Origin of the sequence: Bacillus sp. B25(2016b), from assembly GCF_001679765.1 — a bacterium.
In the GTDB taxonomy this organism is placed as follows: Bacteria; Bacillota; Bacilli; order Bacillales; family Bacillaceae_G; genus Bacillus_A; species Bacillus_A thuringiensis_K.
Map to the genome: position 1 here is coordinate 2,411,621 of NZ_CP016285.1, position 13,965 is coordinate 2,425,585.

Here is a 13,965-nt window from a genome sequence, read left to right on the forward strand (position 1 = left end):
TTTATTTTACAGCTTTAATAATTGTGGATAAATACTTATATTTTATACATTATTGGAGGGATTTAAATGACTTTTTCACAATCATTACGTAAAGAAGTAGATTCAATTTGGGAAGCGAGTTTTAACCATCCCTTTGTAAAAAAACTTGGTGAAGGAACGTTAGATTTAGCTAGTTTTCGCTATTATGTGCTTCAAGATTCATATTATTTGAGTCATTTTGCTAGAGTGCAAACTTTAGGAGCTGCAAAAGCTCTTGAATTAGAGACGACAGCTCGTATGGCACACCATGCTCAAAATACATATGAGGCCGAGTTATCTTTACATGAGAATTTTGCTAAAAAGCTAGGGATAACAAAAGAAGAAAAAGATAATTTTATTCCTGCGCCAACTGCATATGCGTATACTTCACATATGTATCGTGCTGCGTATGAAGGACATTTAGGAGATATCATTGCAGCAATTTTACCTTGTTATTGGTTGTATTATGAAATTGGCGAACGCTTAAAAGAGTGTCAGCCGGAAGAGCCAATTTATAACGAATGGATTTCTGCTTATGGATCTGATTGGTTCCGTACGCTAGTTGAAGAACAAATTACACGTTTAGATACTATCGCTGAAAAAGTAACAGAGGCAGACCGCAAGCGTATGAAACAGCATTTTATTATTAGCAGTCAATATGAATATTCATTTTGGGAAATGGCTTATACATTAGAAAAGTGGCCAGTGGATACAGACGTAAAAGACGTAATTGGATAAAGAATAGAAGTAATGTTATAGATAGGTATGGATCATACCTATCTATATATTTTTTCTTGTTAAATTTGCGTAAAGTCATTAGTGCTACGGATATGGCGAAATAGAATATCGATAAGTTAGCTCATTTAATTGTCTACGAATTAACTGGATAAAATTCTGTCACACTTATTTTACAATCAAAGAACGTAAAGATTGGTGGTATGAAGTTAAATAAGAAAAGAAACCGGCTCTGTTAATTGTAACGGATTTACTTTTTCTTTACGGGAATTTCTAAATCATCATGGAATGCTGTTCATACAATATGCAAATATGCATATTGTATCTTTTTGAGTTCTTTATGTGTTAAAATTAAATATAGGGATATGGAAATATAAAGAAGCAAAAGCAGGAATATCCAATGAATTTTGAGAGGTGTTATATGTTTACAAATAAGAAATTAATTCGATTTGGTTTATCTTTGTTTGTGTTTTTAGGGATAATTAATTTTACAATAAGCTATTTCCAAACATATCTTGAAACAGCAGCAGATATCAAATGGATAATTCCAGAAATTTGGAAAACTATTTTGCTAGATGTTCCTCAAGGTATACTTGTCCTTTTAAGCGCAATTGCTTTATATGATTTCACAAAAGAGGCATCACAAAAAGACGCATCAATCTAAGTGTGTCTTTTTTGATTAGCAATTTCATAGAGAGCTTTGCTGGAGAAATAGAAAAAAAAGCCCTAATCAGGGCTTTTTTTTGTAGAAATTTCTTAACCATCGTAGAAACCGGTTACTAGGAGGTGTTGGCATTTATAGTACAGAAAAATCTAAGCGGCAGACGGAAATATATAGGAAATGGCACCATAATTATTGAGAAATTAATTGAACTTAGTAAGTATAAAGATATGAAACTAGAATTTATATTTTTTAATTTTTATTTATCCCACCAATCGGGCTGTCCGTAAAAGCCCGATTGGTGAGGACTAATTAAAGTTTCACTTTATCAATTAAAAAACATTAGTTTTATATATGTACGTGCCAACAAAGAATATAGCCATTATTAATGGATATATTCAATCATTCAAGTGAAAAAGTAACAATAAGATATATAGGTGTAATCAAGATGTGATGGATAAAGCAATGACTAGATTTAAAATCTAATCATTGCTTTTTTTATGGTTTTACTATCAAATATCTGTCTAGATTAGCGATTGATTTCTTCTAGCTAATGAATTTATTACAACTTTGTAAGGTTAATGTAATGTTAATCGATAGTAAATGAAGATGCTTGAGTGTAATTTAAATAAGATTAAAAAGTACTGTTTATCTATAAAATAATTGGGTAAATAATATGTAATTAGGAAGTGTATGAATATGATTGAACTAAAATCTATTATCCATTCGTATAAACTAAAGAGAAAAATAGCTAAAGATTTATACGGAAAAAGAGATGAATTGACACTGTTATTAAATGAATTTAATAATATGAAATGTACAGTAACATCTGAAAAGAAGAAAAACAATATATTATCTCGTTTGCAACTAATTTATCAAAATATGAAATTAGATAAGCAGTACCCTCTAGCAGTTGCTTTTGATAGTAAATTATTGGAGCGGTTAGAAAAAGAATCTCTACATACTATTGAGGATGGTGTAACATGTCTACATTTAATGTTAGATATGAATTATGAGAAAATAAAACAATATGGGTCGAGTACAAGTAGGTCATTTGTTCCATTATCGCAGTCTTCTATTTGTCTTGCTGATTGTATTTGTTTAACAGGATTTGTAGTAGGTTTACTAGGAGCAATTTCATTTGGAGGATTCATGTTATCTATATGTTCAATTACATAAAGGTTAATATTTGTAAAAAGGGCACCGATTTAAGGTGTTCTTTTTTGTTTTTCTGTAAAGTTATTGTAAATGATAAGTACAATACATCACATAAAATGTATAATTTAAATGTATTGAAATACAAATATACAGAGGTGTTGTAAATGATAATTACTTTAAATTTTTAAAAGAGTTGTTTTGATAAAATTTTATTTATATAAACAGTTTTTACTTTTCTTTTAAATACTTGGTTTGAATGGATTAGATTAAGTAACTATTGTTCTAGCATTTTGATAATCAAGACAACTACAGAAAGGAAGGAATCATTTTATGAAAAAATTAAGGCTGTTAACATTTGAAAATATAGTAGAACCCCTTTTAAATGAAGAGGTATCATTTATATACTTTCCTATTGAATGGCTTGACATCGTAGAGATACATTATAAGACGTTTTTATTAACGAGTAAGTTGAAACGTTTAAATGAAAGATTGTATGATATGTTTTCCGATATATTGTTTATTCAGCATAATCCGTACGTATTAAATGAAAATACACCATGGATTGTATCGAAAGAACCTATTAAACAAGAGCAGCTCGATTATATTTTTCAAAGTTGGTATGAGATTATTCATGATTGGAAGCCAAATAGATTAGTAGAGCCACCAAAATATGAATGGCAATCCGATTTGATTTCTAATTTGCCAGTACTACATGATAATGAAACGTATTCTAAGTGGGTGCCCGCTTTAATCTCACATATTTTTTGTGAGCGCCCTATATATTTAGAAAATACAAATGAAGAAGAAATCTATTTTTCTCCTCTTAGATCACAAAATATTTGTGAGGCGATGTCAGGACCGATAAAAGATGAAAAAACAGAAGATTTTTTCTCCTATGTATATCGATTCGAATGCATAACCCGCGGTGGTGAGAACGCTCCATTATTAAATATTTCAATAGGGATCCGGAGATTTTATCAAGAATATAATCATCCAGATATTCCTTTACTTTTAAGACGGAAACGAGGCATGATATTGATTTCTACCTCAGAGTTTGCGTCAAATAATAAAAAAATCCGGTTTGTAAAGCTAAAAATACAACAAGCTACAACCGGTATGAAATGGATTAAGATATTTAGAAATTTAAAAGATGATTTTCAAATAGGGGGGAGAGGTGGATTTAGACCATATTCTCCAATATCCGAAAGATTATATTGTAGGAGAAAATAAAAGGGTGTTATTTCCATACAATGAGAGAATTTATAAAGTTCAAGGTACTAAAATAGAACCGGGTATAAAGGTAAAGGAAAGAGAGTATTTATTTAAAGAATTTCAGCGTAAATTCTCTTATTTCACAATACTTCCAGAATGTAAAAAGATAGCAACAAATAACAAAAATGAATTATTTCCTTTATTTGCACCAAAAGGATTAGAGACATTAACATTAGAAGTTTGGTCTGAAAATATAGCGCTGGAAATAGAACAAGCATTACTTGAGAGTGAAATTGTTTTGACTAAAGTTGGTGAAAATTCTTATGTATTGAATACAGATTTTCCAGTGTTATTAAAGATTGTGAGATATAATATTGAAAAGGTGTTACAAAATCCATATAAAATGCAATATTGCCAAAAATATAAAACAAATCTTGTAGATGATGTTAAGAAAGCTGTCTATGCTACCGCGGGTAAGCGCAGTGATGCGACATTAGCATTAATCGCAATGAAAAATTGTGATGGACGCGAAAAAATTGATCCAAAACAAATCATTAGAGAGGGATTTGCACGAACAAACCGTATTTCAACATTTATTAATTTATTTATAGGCCAAAGTGTATCTCGTAAAACAATTGTAAATAGTATTTTTAGTCTATTAGAACAAAAAGGATTTTTGAAGCGTAGTTGGAATAAGATAAATTTACCTTGTACATATGTTAGTTTATCAATTGAACGAATATCGAAATTTGATTTCTTACCTATTTTTTCAAAAATAAAAGGAAAAGAAATTTTATATAAATTATATGGGAATACAGAGTGGCAAACGATTGATTACGTAATATTAAATATAAATAAACATAATGCATTTTTACCACAACCATCAAAGAGAAATGATATGGGGGCTCTTTTTAAACAATATGTTTTCGAAACATTAATGGAAATTGTACAATATGCAAAAGAACAAAATGAACAAGTTTACTTCATTGTAGATGCAAATTTGAGAAAATATTGGATAAAAGAGTTACAAAATAAAGAAATTAATACAGATATTTTACCTGATATTGTTCCAGAGGTGTTAAAGGTTCCAAATTTAAATATTATTAGAATAAATACAGGTTTTGATGTACCAAGTTACGGTGTAATAGTACGCTATGATGCTCTAGATAGCATTGGCTTATATGCAGATCAAAAAGGGATGTATTATAGCACTGGTGAATATTCACTTAATTGTAGTGGGACTTTTCATCGATATATACTTGAAATTCTACCATTAGGTGTAAAACCTGTAGAAAGGGATTATATCGCTAAAATGATACATTACATGTGCTGTAATTCTAGTATGATTTCGAAAAAGAATGTACACATGACATATTCCATGCATATGGAAAAGGTAATAAAGAGTTATATTACTGACATAGACGCAAGAGAGTTCAAAGAATTTGATGATGAATTGGATGTAGATGTAGTAAAAGTAGAAAAGTAAGATTCAATTACACTACTTTAAATACTAGTAAACAAATCCTGCTCGTTATATCGATTAGGATTTGTCATTTTTTTATGTAAATAAGGATATCCTTTGTCAAGTATCTTTTCGTTTACATATTTACTTTATGTGCAGACAGGATTAATATGTTTTTTAGAAATACAAAAACTATATCATATGGAAAAACGATTTTTATTAATTGAAAAAATTTGAAAGGAATGGGGAATTGTGAAGAAATTAGATGTGCTCTTAATGCTATTGAGCGTCCTCTTTCCAATTGCAGGACTTATAAAGCAAATCCCTCTAGAACAATCTATATATATTGGAGGACTTTTATTTTTTACTAGTTTCGGTAGTTATTTTGCTAAAAAGATGTATTCACGTATATGTAGCTGGATAGCGTATGCGCCATTTATAACATTACTGTTAGTTATTTGGCATCAGGATATTTCAACAAGCTCAATCATAGCAAATGCGAAAATTGCAGCGTGTGTCGCGTTAATACCATGTTTATTCCGTTTTCGTACATATGGACTTACTTTGGGCTTATTCTCATTATGGGCCGCTTTACTATGGGATATAAAAGAAGTACAGTCGTTAGTCATACTTGAACGCATAACGAGTTTAATGACAAGCCATTATGTATATATATTACTATTAATTGGAGGACTTGTAATAGGAGGATTACTTGCGATGTTCATTCACCGCAAAGAGAAAGATAATAATAAAGAAAATATAAATCTACTTGGACCAAAAAAGAAACGCAAAAGATTATCATTTAAGATTCGTCTTCCAAGATTACCGAAATTAAAGATGAAACTATTTAAGTTTGGTGGGAAAGAATCCAAAAGTAAAATGCCAGAAAAGATAAATGAGCATAAGTACGAAGGACCAGTTGCAACATATGAAATGACAGAGCAAATAGATCCATACAAAGAAAATGCAGTTCAAGGTCAAACAAGGATGGAACGCCGAAGAAATAGGTATAATGCATAATGAAGTTTAATAACCCCGTAATGACTTATCTTAATATTGATAAATCATTACGGTTTTTTTTATGTAATGAAATGAAAGTTGCTATTGCGGAGAGGAATAGCATATTTTATAGATAGGAACTAAAATAAGGGGAGGATAAAATGCTTATCATTACATATATATCTGCTTGTATATTATTCTTAGTTAGCTTTTTACATGTATATTGGGCTTTCGGAGGTAATTGGGGGACAAATAGTGTTATTCCAACTAAATCAGGGGAAAAGGCGTTTACACCTCGCGCCGGAATGACAATGTTCATTGCATTATTATTAAGTATGGTAGCAATAATTTTGTTGCAACAAGCAAAAATTGTTCATTTTGCAGTTCCTAATTTTATTATTCAAGTCGGTTCCTAGATTTGTATGATCATCTTTTCTATTAGAGTAATTAGTGAGTTTAATTATTTTGGTATCTTTAAACGACAAAAAAATACGCACTTTGCTAGAATGGATACCGGTTTATATATTCCACTTTGTGCATTGTTATCTTTATCTTTCTTATTAGCAATAACTTTGTGAGTAAATAATAGTAGTTTCTTTTCTCAAAATACATGTAAACGTGAGAAATCTAAGAGTAAATAAAAGGATGTAAGCGCCTTCTTGTCGAAATGTAAATTATTATGAAAGGCGGTGACACTATGAAGTATGTAAAAGTTAGTATGAATGGTGGAAGTGAACACAAATTCTCAATGACTTTAGATCGGTTTGAAGAACTTATTACTACAGAGAATGGGATATTAGAAAATAAATTAGTATGTATTGAAAATGTAATGATTAATCCTACTAATATATCTTCTGTAGTTGAAAAAATTGGTGTACCGGCTAAGTTTATGGAAGCTTAAAATCGTTAGATAAAAAACATCCATTGAGGATGTTTTTTAATTTATAAATATGAAATTGTACAGTGAATATTTGAGTAGATTTTTTAGTAATGACTATGCATATATTAAGTACCTGAACATGGTGCTTAATACATGCACGAAATAATAAGTATAAGCATATATTATGTAGTAGGACAAGATCTTTGTGTCCTACTTAATACTCAGAAAAAACCTCTAATCACATAAGAGCATCCAATTGCAGGGTGCTCTTATTTTTTATAAAAATCTACTACGAGCCTTATTTTATAGTAGGATGCAATAATAAAAGGCTATTTTGAAATATTGTTCTTTAGCCTTTAATTTTAAATTTATCTTTAATGTTAATAAATATTAAAAATAATATGATAGCAGAAATTAAGTTAGATAAGTAGAAATTTTGATGAAACAATAGTTCAAAGATGACATCGAAAGTAACGAATAAAGCAATAGTAGGTAGTATGCAAATAAATATAAATCTCCAATTTTTTAAGTAATGTTTATAATTTGTAAGTACTTTATCCATAAATATAGCTCCTATATTTTTATTTTTATATAATTATACATTTAGATACAAGGATTTTAAAAGTAAAAATATTTAGCAATTCAAAAATATAAGGAGAGCTTTTGTTGAAAATCCAGATTGCTGTAGCAATGTGAATTTGACTTTAAAGAACTATACTAAAATGATACACTATAATCTACGTTATTTTTGAAATGAATAGAGGGATTTGTGTGATAGATAAAATTAAAAATGCTGTAGGGGATATGTACGAAGATGAGGCTAAAGATTTACTTCAAAGTATTCTCATACAGTTAAACTTATTAGAAGAAAACTATAGTGAAGATACAATTAAAAATTTGATGGATATTCCGAAACAATTAACGAGTAATCCTACTTATAAAAGGAATGTAATAGAAAGTACGCACGTACATATTGCTTTTGATGATTCAACGGCTGGTTGCTTAAAATATATGTTAAGCCAAGAAGAGTTATATGAAGAGAGTGTTGTTGCTTTTTCTGAATTCTTTTCAATTGGACCGATATATAAGTTGCATACGAATGAGGGGCAACTAGCAAGACAGAAGTGGTTAATAAATAATTTAACTGCTTATGATAGTTATTTTGTAGAAGAATATTTATCAAGATTTATAGCAACTATAGAAGAACTACATACTATTCCTGTTGAAACGCCTATTACAATTTGGAAGGCTGATAATGCACATGAACATGTAGGCCTAAGTTTTGTAATAGCACAATTAAAGAATAAGAAAAACATTCGAGTTGTTAATACGTCTGAAGCAAGTAGAGAAATATTAAAACAAGAGTATGATATTCGTGGAACGGGAGAATTACCACCTGAAAGTTTAGCTTTATTCCAAAAAAGTTTTATAAAGTTACCTTATTTAACTGAAGAGAAGCGAATGAAGTTTGAACATGAGTGGGATAGATTATCGGAAAGCATAGAATGTTTAAGAGTGTGGAAAGAAAATGAAGTGCATTCTGTACAAGAAGATTATTTTGATCAATTTATAATTGAATGCGCGAAAAGTGTGGGTGCTGATCGAGAGTTCCTCAAAGCTCCTAGAGTAATTGGTGAAGCACTTGGTCTTGTTGAACAATTGGTTGGAGATACTTTCTTAGAATATCGCTTGAAACAATTAATTAAACAAGAAGTATTTGAATTTGAAGGTACGTTAGATGAAATGCGTTTTTATAGTGTGAAGTTAAGGAAATAATAAACACATTCTATTTTTGAAAGGCTCGTATTTTTAATAATACGAGCTTTTTAAGTTGAATTTGGGCTATACATAAGCTTCCCAGCGAGGGCATATCACATATGAATGGTAAAGGTAATGAATGAAAAGAAGGTGATTTGTTAATATGTATAATCAACAAAATTATCCATATGATCAAGCGATGTATTACAATACACAAAACTACGGGTATGAACCTACAAATGAAGTGAGAGATATTGAACAAGAAGATTACAGACCAGATGATGCGGAAGATGCTCCAACGTCACCACCACCGTCACAAGCGCCGTCGTTACCGTCTACATTTGCTTCTCCAGCACAACCAGGTAATATGAAATCATGGATGTGTAACTGTCTAGGAAGATGGGGCTATTTACGCTTACATCGTCCTGGTCCTTTCGGAAGGGATTTATGGTTCTTCCCGACTGAAGTGAGAAGAAATGGAGTGTCAGGTTACACGTGGCAAGGTGGTCGTCGTCGTAAAGTAAGTTATCGCTATCAACAAATTAGTAATTTTATGTGCTTCGCATAAAGAGAAGTGAGAGAGTGAAACGATTTTACTCTCTCACTTTTTTATTTTTCAATATACGAAGTAAGATTTTGATTAAAAATTTACAATTTTCACGTTTTTATTAGAGTATAATGCATATGTTGGGTTGGTTTTCAAAAACAAATGAGAGTGAGGGAATACAATGTCAATGAAAAACAAAGTTGGACTAAAAATAGAGGATGGCATTAATTTAGCTTCAGCTCAATTTAAAGAAGATGCGTATGAAATTTATAAAGAATCTAGAAAAATGCAACCTATCTTATTTGTGAATAAAACTGAACTAGGAGCGGAATGGCTTGTCACAAGATATGAAGATGCCTTGCCGCTTTTAAAAGACAGTCGCTTAAAAAAAGATCCAGCCAATATATTTCCTCAAGATGCATTGAATGTGTTTCTTACGGTTGACAATAGTGATTATTTAACTACTCATATGTTAAATTCAGATCCACCTAACCATAATCGTCTACGATCACTCGTACAAAAAGCTTTTACACCGAAGATGATCACGCAATTGGAAGGAAGAATACAGGATATTGCAGATGGTTTGTTAAATGAAGTCGAGCGAAAGGGTTCATTAAATCTTGTTGATGATTATTCGTTCCCTTTACCTATCATTGTAATAAGTGAAATGCTCGGTATTCCAAAAGAAGATCAAGCGAAATTTAGAATTTGGTCTCATGCTGTCATTGCTTATCCAGAAACACCAGAAGAAATAAGAGAAACTGAAAAGCAACTATCTGAGTTTATTACATATCTTCATTATTTAGTTGATATTAAAAGAAAAGAGCCAAAAGAAGACTTGGTGAGTGCTTTAATACTTGCAGAGAGTGAAGGGCATAAACTTAGCGCTCGGGAACTATATTCAATGATAATGCTATTAATTGTAGCAGGACACGAGACGACAGTGAATTTAATTACAAATACGGTATTAGCACTTCTTGAAAATCCAAATCAATTACAGTTATTAAAAGAAAACCCAAAATTAATTGATGCTGCTATTGAGGAAGGATTACGATATTATTCTCCAGTTGAGGTTACAACTTCAAGATGGGCAGCGGAGCCATTTCAAATTCACGACCGAACAATCGAAAAAGGAGATATGGTTATCATTGCCTTAGCTTCTGCAAACCGTGATGAAACTGTATTTGAAAACCCAGAAGTATTCGAGATTACTCGGGGAAATAATCGTCATATTGCCTTTGGTCATGGTAGTCATTTCTGCTTAGGCGCCCCACTTGCTAGGTTGGAAGCAAAGATTGCTATTACTACTTTGTTTAATCGAATGCCTGAACTACAAATAAAAGGGAATCGTGAAGAAATTAAATGGCAAGGTAACTATTTAATGCGTTCTTTAGAGGAATTACCTTTAACTTTCTAGAATAGTTAAAAGGAGACATGCATACATCGAAAATGATTTACATAGAGTATGTATGTATTATTTAAATTCGAAACGGAAGGGTGAAGACATCCCGATGATCTACTAATTCTATTTATAAGAGATCTTCGTTAAAAAACGAAATATTCTTCTGAATAGGGTTAGTCTGTACATTTATAGAAAAGGGATGTATTTCGCTCTGCGAATATATAGTCTTTTTATATGATTTGTGCTGCCTCCTGTTCAGAACATGAAATAGGAGGCTTTTTTATGTCGACAAATGTAGTAACGAAACAAAACAATGGGGTATCACAAGTATTAAAAAATCGGTTTGTTCAAGGGATTTTAGCATCAGCATTATTTTTACAAATAGGAATATGGGTTCGAAACTTTGCGGTATTACTATATGTAATGGAAATGACAAAAGGTGATGCTTTTGCTATTTCGATGATTTCAGTTGCTGAATTCGCTCCAATTTTTATTTTTTCATTTATTGGCGGTACTTTTGCTGATAGGTGGAAGCCAAAGAAGACAATGATATGGTGTGAAACGTTAAGTTCCATTTCAGTATTCGCTGTATTAATTACGCTTATGTTTGGAACGTGGAAAATTGTGTTTTTTGTGACACTCATCTCTGCAATCCTTTCACAGTTTTCACAACCATCTGGAATGAAGTTGTTTAAACAACATTTATCAACGGAACAAATTCAATTAGCAATGTCTATATATCAAACGATATTTGCAATATTTATGGTATTAGGACCAATCCTAGGGACATTTATCTTTCATAGTTTTGGAATTTATATTTCAATCATCATAACAGGTATCTCGTTTTTACTTGCGGCAGTTGTATTGTTATTTCTTCCAAAAGATCTTGAAAACGACGTAGAAAAGAAAGATATCACTCTGTTGCAGGAGATGAAGGATGGTATTAAGTATGTCAAAAAGAAAAAAGCATTAACTTTGCTAGGGCTTTGTTTTATGGCTGCAGGACTAGGTATAGGATTAATTCAGCCATTAGGTATATTTATTGTGACTGAGCAGTTAGGGTTATCAAAAGAGAGTTTACAGTGGCTATTAACAGTAAATGGTGCAGGAATGATTGTTGGCGGAGCATTAGCGATGGTATTTGCGAAAAACGTTGCTCCGCAAAAGATGTTAATTATCGGTATGCTTGGTCAAGCAATTGGTATTGGCATTATAGGATATTCTACAAATTTATGGGTGACACTTACAGCGCAGCTTTTTAGTGGTTTAGCTCTTCCTTGTATCCAAATTGGTATTAATACGCTTATTATTCAAAATAGCGATACTGATTTTATAGGTCGTGTAAATGGTATTTTAAGTCCGCTTTTTACTGGTTCAATGGTGGTAACGATGAGTATTGCCGGTTCTTTAAAAGAGATGTTTTCATTAAGTATGATGTATGAAGGGACGGCTTTACTTTTTATAATTGGATTATTGTTTATTTTACCTATATACAATTTAAAGCCAGTAATAGTGGTGGAAAGTGAAATAAGTGGTAAAGGAAGTGCTGTACAAAATGAATCCTAATCCAAATGTTAAATACCCTATTGAAGGGAATCAAAACATTCAATTTATAAAAAATACAATAACAAAACCTAATATACTTGTTGGTGACTATTCTTATTATGATACGAAAGATGGAGAAACATTTGAAGATCGAGTATTACATCATTATGAATTTCTAGGGGATTGCCTTACAATTGGAAAATTTTGTAGTATTGCATCTGGAATTAACTTTATTATGAACGGAGCGAATCATCGAATGGATGGATTTTCAGCATATCCATTTAATATATTTGGAAATGGGTGGGAGAAGTATACACCTAGTTTGTCTGATTTACCTTATAAAGGTGATACAGTTATAGGAAATGACGTTTGGATTGGTATGGATACAACAATTATGCCCGGAATAAAAATAGGGGATGGTGCAATCATTGCAGCTAAATCTGTTGTGACTAGAGACGTTGCACCATATACAATTGTTGGTGGAAACCCTGCAAATAAAATAAAAGAGAGATTTTCAAATGAAATAATCCAAGAATTATTGCAAATTCAATGGTGGCATTTTGACATTGAAAAAATAACTGAAAATATTGATGCTATTGTCCGAGGAGATATTGAACCATTAAGAAAGCTAAAAAGGGAATAAAAAATGAATGACAAATAGTATCATACCTCCGAATTTTGTTAATGATAATAGAACAAGGAGGTGTGATACTATGGCACAAGACGTTTTATGTGAAGTAAACAACTGTAAATTTTGGGAAAACGGTAATAAATGTAGTGCAGAGGCAATTTACGTAGTAAGTCATAAAGGTAAACATGCATCTACAACGGAAGAAACAGATTGCAAAACATTTGATCCAGAAGTGTAATTTCTTTAAGGGTAGCCAAATCGTGGTTGCCCTTTTATTAATCATAGTATTGATAATAAATATCATTTTCATTCATTGTTTTTAACTTTTCTTGTTATTTTTTCATATTTTTTTCATAAGTGATGTAATCCAACTCAATTCATGTTCAATTCGTGATTTACTAAATTCAATGACTTCAGTAATAAAAGATGAGGTGACATCTAGAGTCTGAATAGCAGTAAGCTGATTATGTAGTACGTTTTGACGTACAGTCAAAATCTCTTTTCTATCCTCATAGTCAAGTTTTTCAAATAGCGCAATACGAACTAGAAATTCTGTATTGTTTGTCGCAAGTTTTTCAGGAAACTCTCGTAACATTTCAGAAAAAATTTCTTCTCCTGTTTCTGTTATATCGTACATATTTCGGTTTGGTTTTCCGACTTGTTTATGTATTTTTTTCGTTATAGCACCCATATTTTCAAAGCGCCGAAGGGCAGGGTAAAGCATGTTGTGATTTAATTCAAAATTCTCACCTAAACGATTTTGAACATTTTTTTTGATTTCATATCCATGTTTTGGTCCTGTCGTTAATTCAGCTAGCAGTAAAATGTCAACGTACATAAAACTCCCCCTTATATATTTCTCAAGTTTTCTAATGAAAACTCTCCTTTTGTATATGTTAAAATAACATATGATAGTTTATACAACTTTGAACTGCCGACCTATCACTTTTATTGTAA

Annotated in this window: 13 protein-coding genes and 3 pseudogenes; 14 read left to right on the plus strand and 2 right to left on the minus strand. The window is 31.2% G+C overall.

What is annotated here, in order from left to right:
* The first annotated feature begins 66 nt into the window (after window positions 1-66).
* From tenA to BAQ53_RS12295, 8 genes and pseudogenes are all read left to right on the plus strand, one after another.
* A complete protein-coding gene (gene tenA / locus BAQ53_RS12250; protein WP_000144509.1) occupies window positions 67-756 on the plus strand; it encodes a thiaminase II in 690 nt (229 codons plus the stop codon).
* A 397-nt stretch (window positions 757-1,153) separates the two neighbouring features.
* Window positions 1,154-1,417, plus strand: coding sequence for a DUF3937 family protein (locus BAQ53_RS12255; RefSeq protein WP_208906891.1), 264 nt, complete (start codon window positions 1,154-1,156; stop codon window positions 1,415-1,417).
* Between the two features lie 351 nt (window positions 1,418-1,768).
* A pseudogene (locus tag BAQ53_RS12260) lies at window positions 1,769-1,900 on the plus strand (site-specific integrase); the annotation flags it as partial.
* Window positions 1,901-2,107: 207 nt separating this feature from the next.
* Window positions 2,108-2,593, plus strand: coding sequence for a hypothetical protein (locus tag BAQ53_RS12265; RefSeq protein ID WP_002164034.1), 486 nt, complete (start codon window positions 2,108-2,110; stop codon window positions 2,591-2,593).
* A 309-nt stretch (window positions 2,594-2,902) separates the two neighbouring features.
* Window positions 2,903-5,270, plus strand: a pseudogene (locus BAQ53_RS26240) (RNaseH domain-containing protein).
* Window positions 5,271-5,498: 228 nt separating this feature from the next.
* Window positions 5,499-6,266: a DUF3959 family protein gene (locus tag BAQ53_RS12280; protein ID WP_000732212.1), complete on the plus strand. Its 768-nt coding sequence runs from the start codon at window positions 5,499-5,501 to the stop codon at window positions 6,264-6,266.
* A 140-nt stretch (window positions 6,267-6,406) separates the two neighbouring features.
* Window positions 6,407-6,823 (plus strand): annotated as a pseudogene (locus BAQ53_RS26245) (DUF3995 domain-containing protein).
* Window positions 6,824-6,942: 119 nt separating this feature from the next.
* Window positions 6,943-7,146 carry a hypothetical protein gene (locus BAQ53_RS12295; protein ID WP_000878369.1) on the plus strand — a complete coding sequence of 68 codons (204 nt, stop codon included), beginning with the start codon at window positions 6,943-6,945 and terminating at the stop codon, window positions 7,144-7,146.
* 328 nt (window positions 7,147-7,474) lie between these two features.
* On the opposite strand, the gene BAQ53_RS12300 is transcribed toward BAQ53_RS12295, so the two are convergent.
* Window positions 7,475-7,687 carry a hypothetical protein gene (locus BAQ53_RS12300; protein ID WP_000362071.1) on the minus strand — a complete coding sequence of 71 codons (213 nt, stop codon included), beginning with the start codon at window positions 7,685-7,687 and terminating at the stop codon, window positions 7,475-7,477.
* A 209-nt stretch (window positions 7,688-7,896) separates the two neighbouring features.
* Between BAQ53_RS12300 and BAQ53_RS12305 the strand changes: the two genes are divergently transcribed.
* From BAQ53_RS12305 to BAQ53_RS12330, 6 genes are all read left to right on the plus strand, one after another.
* Entirely contained in the window at window positions 7,897-8,901 is a 1,005-nt protein-coding gene (locus BAQ53_RS12305) for a DUF1835 domain-containing protein (protein WP_000565703.1), read from the plus strand.
* Between the two features lie 145 nt (window positions 8,902-9,046).
* The gene (locus BAQ53_RS12310; RefSeq protein ID WP_000282694.1) at window positions 9,047-9,451 is read left to right on the plus strand and encodes a hypothetical protein; all 405 of its coding nucleotides are present in this window, start codon (window positions 9,047-9,049) and stop codon (window positions 9,449-9,451) included.
* A 160-nt stretch (window positions 9,452-9,611) separates the two neighbouring features.
* Window positions 9,612-10,847: a cytochrome P450 gene (cypA, locus tag BAQ53_RS12315; RefSeq protein WP_208906896.1), complete on the plus strand. Its 1,236-nt coding sequence runs from the start codon at window positions 9,612-9,614 to the stop codon at window positions 10,845-10,847.
* A 267-nt stretch (window positions 10,848-11,114) separates the two neighbouring features.
* Entirely contained in the window at window positions 11,115-12,398 is a 1,284-nt protein-coding gene (locus BAQ53_RS12320; RefSeq protein ID WP_000106397.1) for an MFS transporter, read from the plus strand.
* A complete protein-coding gene (locus BAQ53_RS12325; RefSeq protein WP_208906897.1) occupies window positions 12,388-13,020 on the plus strand; it encodes a Vat family streptogramin A O-acetyltransferase in 633 nt (210 codons plus the stop codon). Before BAQ53_RS12320 ends, BAQ53_RS12325 begins: the two co-directional genes overlap by 11 nt.
* 70 nt (window positions 13,021-13,090) lie before the next feature.
* Window positions 13,091-13,246 carry a DUF1540 domain-containing protein gene (locus BAQ53_RS12330; protein WP_208906898.1) on the plus strand — a complete coding sequence of 52 codons (156 nt, stop codon included), beginning with the start codon at window positions 13,091-13,093 and terminating at the stop codon, window positions 13,244-13,246.
* Window positions 13,247-13,348: 102 nt separating this feature from the next.
* On the opposite strand, the gene BAQ53_RS12335 is transcribed toward BAQ53_RS12330, so the two are convergent.
* Entirely contained in the window at window positions 13,349-13,846 is a 498-nt protein-coding gene (locus BAQ53_RS12335) for a PadR family transcriptional regulator (RefSeq protein WP_000289125.1), read from the minus strand.
* Between the last annotated feature and the right edge of the window lie 119 nt (window positions 13,847-13,965).